Raw genomic sequence first — 16,794 nt, 5'->3', positions numbered from 1 at the left:
AATATTGTCATGGTTGTAAATATCCTTTACACTAAGGGAGTCAAACAGAATCATTATGTAAGGATTGGATATCCAGCGGAAGGCAAATGTCCGCAGGATAGATATTGATCACGGAGGAAATCATGCCAGAAACAGACACATCCGCAAAAAATCCTCTTCACGTATCCGAAGTGGATGATAATTTAAAAGAATTAAGCCCTCACGGTTCCTTTGAGCTGCCGGTGGAAACCTATATGGCGAACTGTGAAATCTTTCATGCACTGTATGACCACTGGCACAGTGAGATGGAGATCATGTATATTGAAAAAGGCAGTGGCTTTGCCAGACTGAACCGGGAGAGCATCCGCCTGAAAAAGGGGGATATCCTGATCGTGAACTGCGGAGTTCTCCATAGTATGTGCACGGATCTTAAGAAGCCTCTTTATTATAAGAGTGTGGTTTTCAGCCTGGGCTTCCTTGCAGGTCAGCCGGGAGATATCTGCCAGGAATGTGTGGTATCACCATTAATAGAAAACAAGGCAGAATTCTGCCATCATATAGAAGAGGGAGATTCCGGATATGAGAAGCTACGGGAAATTTTTCTGGAGATCCATGACTGTCATACGGAGAAGAAGCCATATTTTTATGTGAAGCTGAAAATGCTGTTTTTTGATTTCTTTTATGAGATGCTGACGAAGCATTATATTATCCCGGTAAGCACAGAGCAGAACAAGAGCCTTGCAGCAGTAAAGGAAGTGCTGGATCATATCAGCCTTCACTACCAGGAGAATCTTACCGTTTCAGAGCTTTCCGGACTTTCCAATTACAGTGAGTATTATTTTATGAAGCTTTTCCGCCAGTATACGGGAAAAACCCTGGTGGAATACATCAATGACTTCCGTATGGAGAAGGCGAAGTATCTTCTTACGCATTCCGATGCACCTGTGACGGAGATCGCCATGCAGGTGGGATTTAACAGTACAAGTTATTTTATAAAGAAATTTCAGCAGTCCAATAAGGTTTCACCGCATAAGTACAGGAAGCGTATGAGACAGATCTGAGAAAGCTCCCGAAGTAACCGCATATGTATCGGTTACGTTTTTATGCAGAGCTATCGTAAAAAGTGAAAAACAGTCTGACAAATATCTTGCATATCATGACAGGATTGTTATATTTTTGAAAAGAAATGCGTGATATCCTAATATCATCAAAAACAAAGCAAACAACCTTGTAAAAACATATTTCATCCCATCAAGATCCATGAAAGGAGATCAAAAATGGAAACATTAAGCAAAGTATTTGAAGACAAATATAATAAAAATGTAAAAGATTGTACAAACGAGGAAATCTATCACGGACTCCTCTCCTGGACAAAGGAGCAGCTGAAGGGCCGCGGCTACCAGGATGGAAAAAAGAAAATTTATTATATTTCCGCAGAGTTCCTTATCGGTAAGCTTCTTTCCAACAACCTGATCAATCTGGGCGTTTATGATGAAGTTGCGAAATATCTTAAAGAAAACGGAAAAGAGCTTTCCATGATCGAGGAGATCGAGCCGGAGCCATCTCTCGGAAACGGCGGACTTGGCCGTCTGGCAGCATGTTTCCTGGATTCCATTGCAACTCTGGGACTTCCGGGAGAAGGAATCGGACTTAATTATCACCTCGGACTTTTCAAACAGGAGTTTAAGAATCATCTTCAGTTTGAGACACCGAATCCTTGGATCCAGCCGGAGAGCTGGCTTACAGATGCAGGCGTTTCCTATTATGTCCCATTTAAGGGCTTTATGCTGAAATCCACACTGTATGATATTGATGTTGCAGGCTATGAGAACAAAGCGATTAAGCTTCGCCTTTTTGATATTGATATTGCAGATGAGAGCATTGTAGGCGAGGGAATCTCCTTTGATAAGAGGGATCTGCTCCACAACCTGACACTGTTCCTGTATCCGGATGACAGCGATGATGCAGGAAGAAAGCTTCGTATCTATCAGCAGTACTTCATGGTAAGCAATGCGGCACAGCTGATCCTGGATGAGGCAATAGCAAAAGGCTGCAATCTTCATGACCTTGCCGATTACGCAGTGATCCAGATCAACGATACACATCCGAGTATGGTAATTCCGGAGCTTATCCGTCTCCTCACAGAGCGTGGAATCGAGTTCGAGGAGGCATGCGAGATCGTATCTCATGTATGCGCTTATACCAACCATACCATTCTTGCAGAGGCACTTGAGAAATGGCCGATCTCCTATCTTGAGGAAGTTGTTCCGCATCTGATGCCGATCATCCGCAAGCTGGACGAGCGTATCAAAGCAAAATATCCGCAGGAAAATCTTGCCATCATCGATAAGAATGACCTGGTACACATGGCACATATGGACATCCACTACGGATTTTCCATCAACGGTGTTGCATCCCTTCATACCGATATCTTGAAGGAGACAGAGCTTCATCAGTTCTATGAGATCTATCCGGAGAAATTCAATAACAAGACAAACGGAATCACCTTCCGCAGATGGCTCCTTCACTGCAACCATCCGCTGACAGAGTACATCACATCCATGATCGGTGACGGCTTCCGCAAGGATTCCTTTGAGCTTGACAAGATGCTTGGCTTCAAGGGAAATCAGGACGTTCTTGCAAATATCCTTAAGATCAAGCAGGATGCAAAGAAGAGATGTGCGGAGTTTATCAAAGCCAACACAGGTGAAGAGATCAACACACACAGTGTTTATGATATCCAGATCAAACGTCTTCATGAGTACAAACGTCAGCAGCTGAACGCACTTTACATCATTGACCGTTACCTGAAGATCAAGGCAGGCGAGAAGCCGCAGCGCCCGGTAACCTTTATCTTTGGTGCAAAGGCAGCTCCTGCATACGTTATCGCAAAGGATATTATCCACCTGCTTCTCTGCTTACAGGAGCTTATCAACAATGATCCGGAGGTTTCCCCGTACATGAAAGTTGTTATGGTGGAAAATTACAACGTAAGTGCAGCAGAGAAGCTGATCCCTGCCTGCGATATCTCCGAGCAGATCTCTCTTGCTTCCAAGGAGGCCAGCGGAACAGGAAACATGAAGTTCATGCTCAACGGTGCTGTAACACTGGGAACCATGGATGGTGCAAATGTGGAGATCAGCCAGCTGGTAGGCAAGGATAATATCTATATCTTCGGAGAGTCCAGTGAGCAGGTTATCGAACACTATGAAAAGGCTGACTACTGCTCCAGAGATTTTTATGAGAAAGACGAGCGCATCCGTCGTGCAGTAGACTTTATCGTAGGAAACGAGCTTCTTTCTATTGGAAGTGAGGAGCATTTAAGAAGACTGCATCATGAGATCGTAAGCAAAGACTGGTTCATGACTCTTCTTGACTTCGAGGATTATGCGAAGGTGAAGGATCAGGCACTGTCCGATTATGAGGACAGAACCGCATGGGCAGAGAAAATGCTTGTAAATATCGGAAAAGCAGGATACTTCTCTTCAGACAGAACCATCGAAGAGTACAACAGAGATATCTGGCATCTGACACCGGAGAAATAAAACGGTTTTAGGCAGATTGCTCCGGCTCGGAAGAAAAATAGAAAAATAGAAAATAAAAACGCCGGCATTCATTGGAATATGTACTGGGGCTGAGATGTCAGAGATGATCTGGCAGCCTGGACAGGACATGTTACAGATGAATGGCCGGTGTTTTTTTGTGAAATTGGTTGCGAAAAATTGTTTACGGAATCAGGCAAGCGATACTTCAGGCTTTTCCATGCTTAAATGCCATCATCATCTCCTTGGTAAGGCTGATATTATCTCCTTCATCCGGAATGTCTTCCCGGTTGAACCAGGAGGCCATGGAAAGCTCATCGTGGTCTACAGTCAGAGTGTCGTCGCCATCCAGATCACAGTAGAAGCCAAACAGAAGGGTTCCGGAGAAGGACCATGGCTGGCTCTTGTAGTAGCGGAGATTTTTGACCTTTACGCCAATCTCTTCCATAACTTCACGGTGAACGGTCTCCTCGATGGTCTCACCAATCTCGGCAAAACCTGCAATCATGGCGTAGCGGGTGTGATTTCGGCCCTCATATTTGGAGAGGATCAGCTTGTCACCGTTGGTAACGCCTACGATCACAGCCGGAGAAAGCACCGGATATTCACCGTTTCCACAGGCAGAGCAGATCATCTTGCGCTCATGTTTATCATGTACCATCGGTTTGCCGCAGCAACCGCAGAAACGGCGCTTGCTGTACCACTGAAAGAGCTGATATCCGGTGATTCCTGCGAAAGCCAGATACTGTGGCTCCGCTGTGCGGAGAACTCTTGTGATCTCAAACTGATAACCAGGAAGGAGACTGGTGTCAAGATCCGGGATCAGATAAAAATGCTCTTCGTCAATGGAGAAGAGATAGATATAATTCTCATAGAGATTTTCAACTTTTCCTTCCAGTTCTCCAAAGCTTGGAAGAGTCATAGTCTCGCCATCTTTTTTCATAAGGATCTTTCCTTCTTCATAGGCGAGGATGTGGCTTTCTTTATCCGGGGCCACAGGTTTGTATTCATTGTGATAGGTATGTGGTGCGATATCCTGGATCATGATCGATAATTCCTTTCCGAATTTATTGTTTTACAGTGTTTGCTGAGAAGTTTTGCCATATAAAATACAGCACGCTTTCTACAGTATAAGCTTACCTTGAGAAAAAGGCAACTCCAGCAATAACAAAAAAAGTTGTATGAGTCAGAAAATCAGTGTAAGATAAATGTATTATATTGTGCAGAAGATGTGAAAGGTCTGAAAATTTTTCTGCACAGAAGGAGAAGATCATGCCAACAACAGAAAAGCCGGGACTGACCCGGGATGCCATTAAATATCTGGCAATTTTTACCATGCTTCTGAACCATATCGCCAACGTGCTTCTGCCGGAAAACACAATCCTGTGGGAAGTGTTTATAGACATTGGCTACTTCACAGCCATTACCATGTGCTATTTTCTTGTGGAAGGTTTTTACTATACACATTCCCGGAGAAAATATGGCGAAAGACTTCTGATCTTTGCCGGAATCTCCCAGGTTCCCTATATGATAGCCTTTGGGAATTCACAGCTGAATATGATCTTTACTCTGTTTATCTGCTTTATGATCCTGGTTGTTCAGGAAAGGATGATGGCAAGTAAATGGAGAATTCCACTTCTGATCCTGCTCCTTTTACTATCCGTTTATTCGGACTGGGCAATCCTGGCACCGGTTTTTACCATCTGGTTCCATGAGAGCTGGGGGAACAGGAAGAGGATGATAACAGCGTACGGAGTCGGTGCTGCCCTTTTTGTGCTGTTTAACTACAGCTCCTACGTGGAAAAAATGGCAGCCGGACCGGCGATGCTCCATGCTCTGTTTTCGGCAGCAGGGATCGTGGCATCAGGAATCATCATCCTGTGCTTCTATAATGGCAAAAAATCCGAAAAAGCACCGAAGTTTTCCAAGTGGTTTTTCTATATCTTTTATCCGGCACATCTGCTGATCCTGAGCATAGTCCGTGTTATAGTACAGTAAGAGATAAAATAAAATCTCTCCAATATTTATAACCGGATAGATTGCCGAAAATAAATTTCATATCCACATAAAACATAGTAATTCTGTAAGAAAACAGAAAAATAGCGAAAAAACTCTTGAAAACCCACAAATTATCTGCTATGCTAACTGACATGACAAAGGCGTCTGGAAATTGAGTTTCCAGGCGCTTTTTGCGTTGCAGAATAATTGAGGGAATCGAGGAGGAAATGAATGATGAATGCAGGAGATACCGGCTTTATACTGATCTGTACAGCCTTTGTGTTCTTTATGACACCTGGGCTTGCGTTTTTCTACGGAGGACTGGTCCGCAGGAAAAATGTGGTAAATACCATGATGGCTTGTGGGGCGATCATGGGACTGTCCGTAGTTATGTGGACATTGTTTGGATATTCGCTGGCATTTGGAGGAAATCATGGCGGGATCATCGGAGATTTTCGCTGGTTTGCGCTGAATGGTGTCGGCTGGGAGCCGGGACCTTATGCGGATACGATCCCGCATCTGGTATTTGTGGCGTTCCAGATGATGTTTGCCATGATCACACCGGCACTGATCACCGGTGCCGTGGTTGGAAGGATGCGTTTTAAGGCGCTGTTTTTCTTTATTGCGATCTGGTCTTTGATCGTGTATTATCCAATGGCACATATGGTCTGGGGAGACGGTGGATTTCTGGCAGCCATTGGCTCTGTGGACTTTGCAGGAGGAAACGTGGTACATATCAGTTCCGGTGTCAGTGCACTGGTTCTTGCCATTTATCTTGGACAGAGACGAGGCTATGCAAAAGCAACCTATCGTACGCACAATATCCCGTTTGTATTTCTCGGAGCAGCTATGCTGTGGTTCGGATGGTTCGGCTTTAATGCAGGAAGTGCGCTGAAGGCAGACGGCCTTGCGGCACATGCCTTTATGACCAGTAGCATTTCTTCTGCCTGTGCACTGCTGACCTGGATGCTGATCGAGGTGATCCGCGAGGGAAAACCGACACTGGTTGGTGCATCCACAGGTCTTGTTATCGGACTGGTAGCCATTACACCGGGAGCTGGTTTCGTACCGGTATGGGCATCTTTTATCATTGGGATCCTGGTAAGCCCGATCTGTTACTTTACTGTGATCCTTTTGAAACAGAAGCTGAAGATCGATGATGCCCTGGATGCTTTTGGCTGCCATGGTATCGGTGGTATCTGGGGAGGAATCGCAACAGGTCTCTTCGGAAAAACTTCCATTAACTCTGTTGCAAAATGGGATGGCCTTGTGTTTGGAGATCACCGTCTGTTCCTAGCGCAGGTATTGAGTATTGTGATCACCATTGCGGTTGCTATTGTGGGAACGCTGATCTGTATCGGGATCGTGCGGATCTTTACACCGCTTCGTGTAGATCCGAAGGAAGAGATGGTCGGGCTGGATGCATCCCAGCATGGAGAGAATGCATATCCGTCATTTAATGGATTTGACTGATAAAAGAATTTGTTCGGCAATGATCGTGTGAAAATGGAGGAAATCGTATGCTTATAAAGATAGAAGCAATCGTAAGAGAAGAAAAAATGGAAGATGTAAAAGCAGCGTTAAATGAGATCCAGGTTAACGGTTTTACAGTAACCCAGCTCATGGGCTGCGGAACACAGCGTGGTTACACAGAGTATGTCCGTGGTTCCAAAATCGATGTATTTCTGAAACCGAAGATCAAGTTTGAGATTGTAGTATCATCAGAAGACTGGGAGATTAAAGTTATTGATGCTATTCAGAAAGCAGCATTCACCGGTGATCCGGGCGATGGTAAGATATTTAGCTATGAGATACGCAACGCTGTTCGTATCCGTACAGGTGAGACCGGATACGATGCGCTGCAGTCGGAATTTCTGTAAATTGTTTTATTAATATGTAAATTATGTGTGAAAGAGTCTTTCAGGAAATCACAGGGATATCAGGAGATATGATCTTGAGATTTTTCGGAGGACTTTTTTACCACAGATTTAACAATAGTTTTACGTTGATTTGATGAAAAATAGCATGTGGCCAGTATAATATATAAGATGTACACGAAAACTAAAAATAATAGATAAGGCAGACATGACAAAAAAGAAATCAAAGAAATAAATAAGAAAAAAACAGAAATCCATTAAAGATGGATTCGAGCAGGACCAAGAAGAGCAGGAGAAGGAGAATCCCAAAAAGGATGCTCCGGCTCAGAAGTCAGAACAGAGGTCCGGAGCCAATAGAACCAGAAAATCAGAAGCTGGCAGCAGAAAAAACAGCAGGGCTGTAAAATGTCCGCATGCCCAAAAGAAAACGGAGAATTCCCGAAAGAAAAATTTAAGGAATTCTCCGTTTTATTATCTGACTGAGCAAACTATGAAGTTATTATTCAATATAGAGCTGTGCAACAAATGGGGCATAAGATATCCAACTGCTTTTTCTCTGCCATAGTTGCATTTCAACTGCAAAGATGACACTTTTCACAGGCGGACGGTGTGGCTGCACAACCGCCGAGAGCAGTTTCACGAAGCTCTGCAGGAAGCTTTTTGCCCACAGTATACATGGCATCGATCATCTCATCCAGCGGGATGAACTGGGGGATACCGGCCAGTGACATTTCCGCTGCGATTAGGGCATTGGAAACACCGGCTGCGTTACGGTTCTGGCAGGGATATTCCACCAGGCCGCCTACAGGGTCGCACACAAGTCCAAGCATGTTCATAAGAACCGTGGAAGCAGCATAAGTACACTGAAGAGGTGTACCGCCAAGAAGTTCCACAGCAGCAGAAGCAGCCATTGCGGAAGCGATTCCGACCTCAGCCTGACATCCGCCAACAGCACCGGCAACTGTTGCATTACGCATGGCAAGATAGCCGATCGCGCCTGCATTAAATAGTGCCTGGCGGATTTTTTTATCGGAAAAGCCATAGACCTCCTGAAGAGCAAGCATCATTCCGGGAACGATCCCGGCACTGCCGGCAGTAGGAGAGGCAACGATAAGTCCCATGGAAGCGTTGGTCTCAAGGGTTGCCATAGCGTAGGTGATCCCCTTTCCGAGAACATTTCCGCACAGGCTTTTTCCCAGGTCATGAAATTCGCAGAGCTTTCGGGCTTCACCGCCGATCAGTCCGCCCATAGATATCACCGGATCTTTGATAGGGGAAAAAGCAGCATCCTTCATGATCTCCAGAACACGGTCCATGCGCTGGTCCACGATTTCAGCAGTGGTTTCACCGAGAAGGATCTCACGCTGGCGCATTACTTCGGAAATCGGAAGCTTTTTTTCCTGGCAGAGAGCAAGAAGTTCCTTGGCATTTTTGAAATCCATAAAACACATCCTCCTTTTCCCTACATCTGAACAACCATGACATCATGGATGTTGGTGTTCCGGTGAATGCTTTCTACGATATCTTCCGGGAGATGACCGTCGGATTCCACGATCGTATAGGCTGTGGTTCCTTTGGATTCACGGAAGAGGCGCATGAAGGCAATGTTAATGTTACGTTCACTTAAGCATCTGGTGATGTAGGCCACAACACCGGGAGTATCCTGATGGATCACGATGATGGCACTGTATTCGCCGGTGAAATCCACTTTCACGTGGTTGATCTCCACAATACGGACCTTGCCGCCGCCCAGCGATTCCCCCCGGACTGTCATTTCCTGTCCCTGGTCATTAACCATGTGGATATCGACAGTGTTGGGATGGACATCGGTTTCTGTTTCATTTGGAGTAAAGGAAAAGTCGATCCCCTGTTCCCTGGCAATGTCAAAAGAATTCCGTATACGCATGTCATCTGTGGAAAAGCCCATGATCCCGCCAAGGAGGGCACGGTCTGTACCGTGTCCCTTGTATGTTCTGGCGAAGGAACCGTAAAGGATGAATTCCACTTTTTTCAGGGGCGGCGTGATCATCTTCTGGGCAAGGAAAGCAATGCGTGCAGCCCCTGCGGTATGAGAACTGGAAGGACCGATCATGTTGGGACCCATAACGTCAAATACACTGATAAAAGACATTTTGCTTAATTCTCCTGTGGTGTTTTTGCAATAAATTTCTTATAAATGGTGTCAACGATCACGCCGATGGCGTTGTCACCGGATACATTGCAGGCAGTTCCGAAGGAATCCTGGGTAATGTAAAGGGCAACCATGATAGCACAGATGGCACCGTCCGGATCCCCGGCTTCCGCTCCGAATACCATGTAAAGGAATGGAAGGGCAGTCATGATGGAACCACCGGGAGCACCGGGAGATGCAACCATGGCAACACCGAGAGTCATGATGAACGGAACGATGATCCCAAGACTGATGGGCAGCTGGTTCATAAGGCAGACTGCAGTAGCACAGGCTGTGATGGTGATCATGGAACCGGCCATGTGGATGTTTGCACAGAGCGGTACTACGAAGTTGCGGATCTGCTCGCACACGCCGTCTTTTTTTGCACATTCCAGATTGACCGGGATGGTAGCTGCGGAAGACTGGGTTCCCAGAGCAGTTGTGTATCCCGGGATCTGATTTTTGATCAGAGTGAAAGGATTCTTTTTGCTGACAGTACCTGCGATCACAAACTGGATCGTAATGCAGATCAGGTGCATGATGATAACAACAAGGAATACCTTCCAGAGGATGCTTAAGATGGCAAAGGTTTTTCCGGAAATAGTCATATCTGTGAAGGTTCCGCAGATGTAAAGCGGAAGCAGCGGGATGATAATGGTATGAAGGACCTTGTCAATGATCTTGGAAAAGTCACTCATTCCGTTATAAAGGCTGTTTCCCATTTCTTTTCCACGCATGGAAGAGAGGCACAGTCCCATGACAAAGGCAAGAGCAACAGCAGAAAGAGTATCCATGACCGGCTCCAGTGTGATGGAGAAAAACGGTGTCAGGGATGCGTCTGCGGTAGCTGCGATCTGATCCAGTGCACCTTCACTCATAAAGTGCGGGAACAGGCTGGATGATACCAGATAGGATGCGGAACCTGCGATCAGAGTGGAGCCATAAGCCAGAGCCACTGTGATCAGGAGAAGCTTCCCTGCACCCTGTGAAAGATCCGCAATACCCATGGTCACATAGGCAAGGATCATCAGCGGGATGACAAATTTCAGAAAGGTACTGAAAAATCCGGAAAGGGTTACAACAAAGCGACAAAAGCCTTCCGGAAGGAACTGGCCGAACAGGATACCTACGATGATGGCAATGATCAGCTTCGGCACAAGTCCGATCTTGATTTTTTTCTTTTCCATTTGGATTCTTTCCTCCGAAGTATGAATTTATTCATTTTGCACAAAAATACGATTGACGTCCTCGTGATTGTATTGTAACATTGACATAAAAATAAGGCAAATTCACAGATTTCATCATCACGATGAAAAAATTTCATAGTAAAAGGGAGAAAATCATGGAAATCCGTCAGTTGGAGACGTTTGTACATGTAGCACAGCTTCAGAGCTTTTCCAGGGCAGCAGAGGTTCTGGGATACACTCAGTCAGCGATCACTGTCCAGATCCGTCTTCTGGAAAATGAGCTGGAAACAAGACTTTTTGACAGAACCGGAAAGCGTGTGGTGCTTACTCCGTCCGGAAAAGAGTTTATGGGGCATGCAAGCCGGATCTTATATGACGTAAATAAAGCAAAAAAGTCAATGAATGATGATGCGGAACTGAAAAATCCATTACATATCGGGACGATTGAATCTCTCTGCACAGCAAAGCTTCCGGCTGTTCTCAGCAAATTTCGTGAGTTTCACCCGAAAGTAAATATGCAGGTGACTATTGATACACCGGAGCAGCTGATACGGATGATGGAGCATAACGGGCTGGATCTTATTTATATACTGGATACCCCAAGGTGGGACCAGAACTGGGTGAAGGTCATGGAGAAGGCGGAGCCGGTAGTATTTGTGGCCTCTGCAGATTCGGAGTTTGCGGGAAAGACGCTGAAGATGGAGAATATCCTGGAAGAGCCTTTTTTTCTCACGGAAAAGAATGCCAATTATCGCCAGGCCCTGGATCAGCAGCTGGCGCTTAAGAAGCAGGCCCTGTCACCGGTACTGGAGATCAGCGATACCGCTTTTATCATCCGCATGCTGGAAAAGAACCACGGACTTTCCTTTCTTCCCTATCTGGCTGTGGAGCGGGATATCCGGAAAGGAAGAATTGCCCTTTTACATGTGGAAGATGTGGAGATATCCATGTACCGGCAGATCTTTTACCATAAAAATAAGTTTAAGACGAGAGAGATGGAGGAGTTTATCCGTCTGGCGGCAGAGTGAAAGTCAGAGCTTGTAAAAACAAATAAAATGTGGCACTATAAAAGAAAAACACAGGAGAGAAAAAAATGAATCTTATTGAAGAAGCAAAAGCTCTTGGTTTTTCCGACGCAGCGGTCATAAGTACCGATCAGCTTGTATTTGTGCCGGAATACCGGGTTTTCTGCGAGGACAATCTTTGCGGGAATTATGATAAAAACCCGGCATGTCCACCACAGAGCGGCACTGTAGAGGAGATGAAAGAGCATGCGCTGAAATATGAAAAAACGCTGATACTCCAGACAATGCAGGATGGCCTTATGGACTACAAAAAGGCAAAACTTGCTCATAACAAACTGACAGAACAGCTGGCAGGGAAGATGAAAGAAGAGGGAATAACTGATCTTCTGATCATGAGTGCGGGACCTTATAAACATAATTCCTGCATGTCCGCTTACTGTGTGGATGCACAGAAAATGGCAGACGCTGCAGGAATGCTATGCTGGACCAGCGACGGAATGATCCGTTATTTTTCCCAGGTTCTTTTCCGTGGGTAAGATGAAGGATTTTGTAAAGGAATATGGGAGAAATAGATGGAGTTTTACGAATGCGAGTATCCGTTGACAGAAACAGAAAAAACGTGTAGAGTTTAAATAAATGTAATTACATAAAAAGAATCAGCAGGAGAAAAACCAGAATGGAAAAATCAACAGTTTATTTCACTGATTTTCGTTGTCCGGTGGGAACCAGCCAGCTGGACAAACTGAAAAAACTCTGCGTTGCCGCAGGAATCAAAGATATCGATATGGATGGAAAATTCGTAGCCATCAAGATGCATTTCGGAGAGCTTGGAAATATGGCATTCCTTCGTCCGAACTATGCAAAGGTAGTAGCAGATCTCTGTAAGGAGCAGGGCGGAATGCCGTTCCTGACAGATTGTAATACCCTTTATCCGGGAAGCAGAAAGAACGCACTGGAGCATCTGGACTGTGCAAATCTTAACGGATTTAACACGATCACAACCGGATGCCAGATCATCATCGGTGACGGAGTTCGAGGAACCGATGAAGTAGAAGTTCCGGTAGTAAACGGAGAATACTGCAAAACTGCCCTGATTGGACATGCTATCATGGACGCAGATATTTTTATCAGTCTCAGCCATTTCAAGGGACATGAGACAACCGGCTTTGGCGGTGCTCTGAAGAATATCGGTATGGGATGCGGAAGCCGTGCCGGAAAAATGCAACAGCATGCCAGCGGAAAGCCGGCCATCCATGAAGATGTCTGTCGTGGCTGCCGCCGTTGTGCGAAAGAGTGTGGAAGTGATGCGATTACATATGTAAACAAGAAAGCAGTTATCGATTACGATAAATGCAAAGGCTGTGGCCGCTGTATCGGGGCCTGCAGCTATGATGCCGTATACAATCCGAATAGCAGTGCAAACGAGCTTCTTGACCGCAAGATGGCAGAGTATGCACAGGCTGTCTGTCACGGACGTCCTCATTTCCATATTGCACTGGTACAGGATATCAGCCCTAACTGTGACTGCCATGGTGAAAATGATGCGCCGATCCTTCCGGATATCGGAATGTTCGCAAGCTTTGACCCGGTTGCACTGGATCAGGCTTGTGCAGATGCCTGCCTGAAGGCAACACCGATCGCCAACAGCCAGCTTGGAGAGCATCTGGCAGAGCCGGGATGGCACTGTCATCATGACCACTTTAAGGATTCCAATCCGAATATTGAGTGGAAGGCAACCCTGGATCAGGCAGAAAAGATCGGTCTGGGAACCAGGGAATATGAGCTGAAGATAATCAAATAAGCAACAGAAATCATATAAAATCACGAAAGCACGCCTGTTACATGGCGTGCTTTTTGCGTAAATAAAGAAATATAAAATGAAAAAACGTAATAAGCGGAGCTAATGTGCAGGAAAACGTGCAGATCGTGTGTACAGAAACAGGCTGCATTCTGTGAGCAGAGAATATAGAGCAGGCCTGAAATCTTTTTCAGAGGAGGAAATTATGACAGGAATACAGAAAAAACAGCGTCTGCTGACTATGATATTCGGAGCTTTTGCAATCTTTTTTACCGGATATCCTCATGTATGCTCTATTTACCAGCCCTATGTGATGGAGCAGGCAGGCTGGAGCCAGGGACAGGCATCCATGTGCTTTTATCTGGCACTGAGCACCTTTGTATTCGGAAATATCATAGGCGGAAGGATGCAGAACCGCTTTAAGGAAAAGACGATTGTATGGATCGGAGGCGGGATCTTTGCGGCAGGAATCCTGGCATCCGCATTTCTGATCGTTCCTACACCGCTTCCTATGTATCTGTCCTATGGCGTGATGCAGGGATTTGGACAGGGAATGATCTACACGGTGATCCTGGCAACTGTGCAGAGATGGTTCCCGGACCGTACCGGATTTGCTTCCGGCGTTGTGGTAACTGCCAACGGACTTTGCGGATTTTTCCTGGCGCCGCTGAGTCGAAAGCTGCTGGAGGCAGAGGGCGTGCAGAAAACCTTTCTGATCATTGGGGCAGCCATCGCAGTTTCCTGGATCCTGTGCGGCATCTTTTTTCAGGCACCCGATAAGCGACTGGTGAACGCAGGTGGCTCTGCGGCAAAGTCCGGGACATCGGAGATGAAGCAGTATACATCCGGAGAGATGATGCGTACAAGAAATTTTTATCTTCTTCTTGCGACCATGTTCTTTGGACTGATTTCTTATTTTATGGTTTCACCGGTATCTCAGACCCACCAGATCGACCTTGGGATCCCGTCGGCAGTGGCAGTCAGCGCCGTTATGCTTGGATCCATTGTCAATGCGGGAGCAAGACTGGTGCTTCCGACACTGGCAGATAAAGTGGGAAGGATCGTCTGCATCAAAGGAGTGCTGATCGTGGCAGTGATCGCTATGGGAGTTCTCGCTGTATCAAAATCCCTGGCAGTAACGGTTGCTGTTGTGCTGATGTACGGCTGCTACGGCGGCATCAATGTTCAGACTGGCAGCATGATTGCGATCATGCTGCCTTTTTTGCTGCTTTCCAGTACTTTTACCTGTCCGTTATGCTGTCGGACAATTTCGCTGACAAGTGCAAGCCCCAGGCCGGCACCTCCCATAGCACGGCTTCTTGATTTGTCCACACGGAAGAACGGGGTGAAGATTTTTTCCTGATATTCAGGAGGAATGCCGATTCCGGTGTCGGAGACTTCAAGAAAGACGTAATTGACAGAGGTGGATGTATCTGTTATTTCTTCGGAAGGATGGATATTTACGGTTACTTTTCCACCGGAGTGATTGTATTTGATCGCATTTTCCACAAGATTGTACACAGCGCGATACAGCAGCAGATAGCTTCCGGTAATAATGCAGTCCCCCTCCTGCTGGATCAGTTCAACATCCTTCTGTTCCGCTACAGAAGCCAGGTCGCAGAAAACCTCATCCGTCAGTGCTGCCAGAGAGATCCTTTCGGAACGTTCAACAGTCTGTACACCGGTCATATCTAGGAGGATTTCAGCCAAATGGGAAAGTCGCCCGGTCTGTTCCTGGAGCATGGAAAAAATCTCCTGATAATCCTTTAAAGCAGGTGTTTCCCTGCGGGCAAAGACCTCCAGATTTGTCTGGATAACGGCAAGAGGAGTCCTAAGCTCATGGGCTGCATTGGCAGAAAACTGCTTCTGTGCAGTAAAGGCCTCATCCAGGCGTGCGAGCATTTTGTTAAATGAAATTGTCAGGCGGGAAATTTCGTCATTGGTAGCAGGAACTTCAAGAGCCTCTGAAAGGTTCTGGACCTCTATTTGGTTTACCTCCTGGCTGAGTCTGCGAAGCGGAAGTAATGCCTGACGGCTGATAAAATAAGTGCAGATGCTGCTGAGAAGGATGATGATCCCTGTTACCATGAGTCCTTTGGTGAGAAACAGTTTTTTTGTTAGCTGCAGCTGATCGGAAAGCTCCGGAAATAAGACGGAGGGATCCATATTAAAGGTGATGGGAGCAGAGTCTGTGTTATCGATCCGTATCATGTAATCTCCCAGATTCTCCATTCCGGCAACTGCAGACTGGCTGATAAAAAAATACATCAGAATGCAGGTGACTGTCATAAGCAGTGCGGTGATCAGTGTCAGACGCCATTGAAGAGATAGCTTTCCGGTTATTTTTTTCATTTTATATCCTCCGTTAAAATGTAACCCTGGCCGATCTTATTCTGTATTGGATCAAAGCCGAGAGCCGTGCGCAGCTTTTTTCGAAGAGAAGAAATGTGGACACGAATGGAATTGCTGAGACTGTTGACGCTTCCGTCCCAGATATGCTCGATCATTTCTTCCGGGCTTATGATACGGTTCTGATGAAGAAGGAAATATTCCAGAAGAGAACTTTCCTTTCGGGTCAGAGAAAGAGGAAGTCCATCGATACTGGCCTTTCTTGTACGGGTATCAAAGCTGATACGTCCGCATTGCAGACATACATCCTGCTGGATAAATTTCCTTCGTGTCAGACTTCGGATCCGTGCCTCCAGCTCTTCAAAATGAAAAGGCTTTGTGAGATAGTCATTGGCACCGAGATCAAGCCCTTCAACCTTGTCCTGGATCTGTCCTCTAGCAGATAGGATCAAAACGGGAGTGGAAGTATTGGATTCCCGAAACTGGCGCAGGATTTCCAGCCCATCAACGCCTGGAAGGTTCAGATCAAGAAGGATGAGATCATAATTTTCCACCAGACATAATTCCAGTCCCTCATCCCCGTCAAAACATGTGTCCGCTTCATAGCCATCCATGCGAAGCCCCTCCGCAATAGACTGGCAAAGCTGCTTTTCATCTTCGATTATCAATATATGCATAGTAAATTCTCCTAAAAAACAGTTGATTTTGCTTTGTTATCTATCATATCATGTATAGCATAAAATTCCTGTAAATTTTTTTATTTCTTAACAGAGATTTTATACAGGGGATGATATAGTAAGGCTATAGAGAACAAAATTAACATATAAAATATACGCCGGTTCCGGATATGGGCCGGTGATATCAGAAGG

14 protein-coding genes and 1 pseudogene are annotated in these 16,794 nt (G+C 45.8%); 9 read left to right on the top strand and 6 right to left on the bottom strand.

The features are described from left to right. The first annotated feature begins 122 nt into the window (after window positions 1-122). Window positions 123-1,040 (top strand): AraC family transcriptional regulator, encoded by a 918-nt coding sequence (locus BN3261_RS08940; RefSeq protein WP_059086052.1) that lies wholly within the window; start codon window positions 123-125, stop codon window positions 1,038-1,040. Window positions 1,041-1,256: 216 nt separating this feature from the next. Then, a complete protein-coding gene (gene glgP / locus BN3261_RS08935) occupies window positions 1,257-3,524 on the top strand; it encodes a glycogen/starch/alpha-glucan family phosphorylase (protein WP_059086051.1) in 2,268 nt (755 codons plus the stop codon). Window positions 3,525-3,729: 205 nt separating this feature from the next. On the opposite strand, the gene nudC is transcribed toward glgP, so the two are convergent. Continuing rightward, entirely contained in the window at window positions 3,730-4,566 is an 837-nt protein-coding gene (gene nudC, locus BN3261_RS08930) for an NAD(+) diphosphatase (protein ID WP_059086050.1), read from the bottom strand. Window positions 4,567-4,793: 227 nt separating this feature from the next. Here nudC and BN3261_RS08925 point away from each other — a divergent pair, with 227 nt between their 5' ends. The 3 genes from BN3261_RS08925 (at window position 4,794) to BN3261_RS08915 (ending at window position 7,399) form a co-directional block, all read left to right on the top strand. After that, window positions 4,794-5,519, top strand: a complete 726-nt coding sequence (locus BN3261_RS08925; RefSeq protein WP_235812364.1) for a TraX family protein — start codon at window positions 4,794-4,796, stop codon at window positions 5,517-5,519. Window positions 5,520-5,753: 234 nt separating this feature from the next. Then, entirely contained in the window at window positions 5,754-6,992 is a 1,239-nt protein-coding gene (locus tag BN3261_RS08920) for an ammonium transporter (RefSeq protein WP_059086911.1), read from the top strand. A 47-nt stretch (window positions 6,993-7,039) separates the two neighbouring features. Next, entirely contained in the window at window positions 7,040-7,399 is a 360-nt protein-coding gene (locus BN3261_RS08915) for a P-II family nitrogen regulator (protein ID WP_059086049.1), read from the top strand. A gap of 569 nt (window positions 7,400-7,968) precedes the next feature. Here BN3261_RS08915 and sdaAA read toward each other — a convergent pair. Genes sdaAA through BN3261_RS08900 form a run of 3 tightly spaced genes read right to left on the bottom strand, consistent with a single transcriptional unit; the run spans window position 7,969 to window position 10,753 of the window. Continuing rightward, the gene (gene sdaAA, locus BN3261_RS08910; RefSeq protein ID WP_015527274.1) at window positions 7,969-8,838 is read right to left on the bottom strand and encodes an L-serine ammonia-lyase, iron-sulfur-dependent, subunit alpha; all 870 of its coding nucleotides are present in this window, start codon (window positions 8,836-8,838) and stop codon (window positions 7,969-7,971) included. A 20-nt stretch (window positions 8,839-8,858) separates the two neighbouring features. Next, window positions 8,859-9,527 (bottom strand): L-serine ammonia-lyase, iron-sulfur-dependent subunit beta, encoded by a 669-nt coding sequence (gene sdaAB / locus BN3261_RS08905; protein ID WP_059086048.1) that lies wholly within the window; start codon window positions 9,525-9,527, stop codon window positions 8,859-8,861. A gap of 5 nt (window positions 9,528-9,532) precedes the next feature. Then, window positions 9,533-10,753, bottom strand: a complete 1,221-nt coding sequence (locus tag BN3261_RS08900; protein ID WP_021652178.1) for a dicarboxylate/amino acid:cation symporter — start codon at window positions 10,751-10,753, stop codon at window positions 9,533-9,535. 155 nt (window positions 10,754-10,908) lie between these two features. Between BN3261_RS08900 and BN3261_RS08895 the strand changes: the two genes are divergently transcribed. The 4 genes and pseudogenes from BN3261_RS08895 to BN3261_RS08880 form a co-directional block, all read left to right on the top strand. Next, window positions 10,909-11,781 (top strand): LysR family transcriptional regulator, encoded by an 873-nt coding sequence (locus BN3261_RS08895; protein ID WP_021976645.1) that lies wholly within the window; start codon window positions 10,909-10,911, stop codon window positions 11,779-11,781. A 65-nt stretch (window positions 11,782-11,846) separates the two neighbouring features. Continuing rightward, a complete protein-coding gene (locus BN3261_RS08890) occupies window positions 11,847-12,314 on the top strand; it encodes a DUF2284 domain-containing protein (protein WP_059086047.1) in 468 nt (155 codons plus the stop codon). A 140-nt stretch (window positions 12,315-12,454) separates the two neighbouring features. Further along, on the top strand, window positions 12,455-13,579 hold the full coding sequence (locus tag BN3261_RS08885) for a DUF362 domain-containing protein (protein ID WP_015527270.1): 1,125 nt from the start codon (window positions 12,455-12,457) through the stop codon (window positions 13,577-13,579). 202 nt (window positions 13,580-13,781) lie between these two features. Further along, a pseudogene (locus BN3261_RS08880) lies at window positions 13,782-14,726 on the top strand (MFS transporter); the annotation flags it as partial. A gap of 35 nt (window positions 14,727-14,761) precedes the next feature. Here the strand turns inward: BN3261_RS08880 and BN3261_RS08875 are convergent. Both BN3261_RS08875 and BN3261_RS08870 read right to left on the bottom strand, forming a co-directional pair. Continuing rightward, a complete protein-coding gene (locus tag BN3261_RS08875) occupies window positions 14,762-15,928 on the bottom strand; it encodes a sensor histidine kinase (protein ID WP_022426718.1) in 1,167 nt (388 codons plus the stop codon). After that, window positions 15,925-16,602, bottom strand: a complete 678-nt coding sequence (locus BN3261_RS08870; RefSeq protein WP_022426717.1) for a response regulator transcription factor — start codon at window positions 16,600-16,602, stop codon at window positions 15,925-15,927. Before BN3261_RS08870 ends, BN3261_RS08875 begins: the two co-directional genes overlap by 4 nt. Window positions 16,603-16,794 lie beyond the last annotated feature (192 nt).

It is taken from the genome of Blautia massiliensis (ex Durand et al. 2017), from assembly GCF_001487165.1.
Classification (GTDB): domain Bacteria; phylum Bacillota; class Clostridia; order Lachnospirales; family Lachnospiraceae; genus Blautia_A; species Blautia_A fusiformis.
This window is presented reverse-complemented; position numbering and strand designations above follow the sequence as displayed.

What these genes read in the sequence shown, in the direction of transcription:
- BN3261_RS08940 (WP_059086052.1), top strand. Translation starts at nt 123, where the DNA reads ATGCCAGAAACAGACACATCCGCAAAAAATCCTCTTCACGTATCCGAA.
- glgP (WP_059086051.1), top strand. Translation starts at nt 1,257, where the DNA reads ATGGAAACATTAAGCAAAGTATTTGAAGACAAATATAATAAAAATGTA.
- nudC (WP_059086050.1), bottom strand. Translation starts at nt 4,566, where the DNA reads ATGATCCAGGATATCGCACCACATACCTATCACAATGAATACAAACCT.
- BN3261_RS08925 (WP_235812364.1), top strand. Translation starts at nt 4,794, where the DNA reads ATGCCAACAACAGAAAAGCCGGGACTGACCCGGGATGCCATTAAATAT.
- BN3261_RS08920 (WP_059086911.1), top strand. Translation starts at nt 5,754, where the DNA reads ATGAATGCAGGAGATACCGGCTTTATACTGATCTGTACAGCCTTTGTG.
- BN3261_RS08915 (WP_059086049.1), top strand. Translation starts at nt 7,040, where the DNA reads ATGCTTATAAAGATAGAAGCAATCGTAAGAGAAGAAAAAATGGAAGAT.
- sdaAA (WP_015527274.1), bottom strand. Translation starts at nt 8,838, where the DNA reads ATGGATTTCAAAAATGCCAAGGAACTTCTTGCTCTCTGCCAGGAAAAA.
- sdaAB (WP_059086048.1), bottom strand. Translation starts at nt 9,527, where the DNA reads ATGTCTTTTATCAGTGTATTTGACGTTATGGGTCCCAACATGATCGGT.
- BN3261_RS08900 (WP_021652178.1), bottom strand. Translation starts at nt 10,753, where the DNA reads ATGGAAAAGAAAAAAATCAAGATCGGACTTGTGCCGAAGCTGATCATT.
- BN3261_RS08895 (WP_021976645.1), top strand. Translation starts at nt 10,909, where the DNA reads ATGGAAATCCGTCAGTTGGAGACGTTTGTACATGTAGCACAGCTTCAG.
- BN3261_RS08890 (WP_059086047.1), top strand. Translation starts at nt 11,847, where the DNA reads ATGAATCTTATTGAAGAAGCAAAAGCTCTTGGTTTTTCCGACGCAGCG.
- BN3261_RS08885 (WP_015527270.1), top strand. Translation starts at nt 12,455, where the DNA reads ATGGAAAAATCAACAGTTTATTTCACTGATTTTCGTTGTCCGGTGGGA.
- BN3261_RS08875 (WP_022426718.1), bottom strand. Translation starts at nt 15,928, where the DNA reads ATGAAAAAAATAACCGGAAAGCTATCTCTTCAATGGCGTCTGACACTG.
- BN3261_RS08870 (WP_022426717.1), bottom strand. Translation starts at nt 16,602, where the DNA reads ATGCATATATTGATAATCGAAGATGAAAAGCAGCTTTGCCAGTCTATT.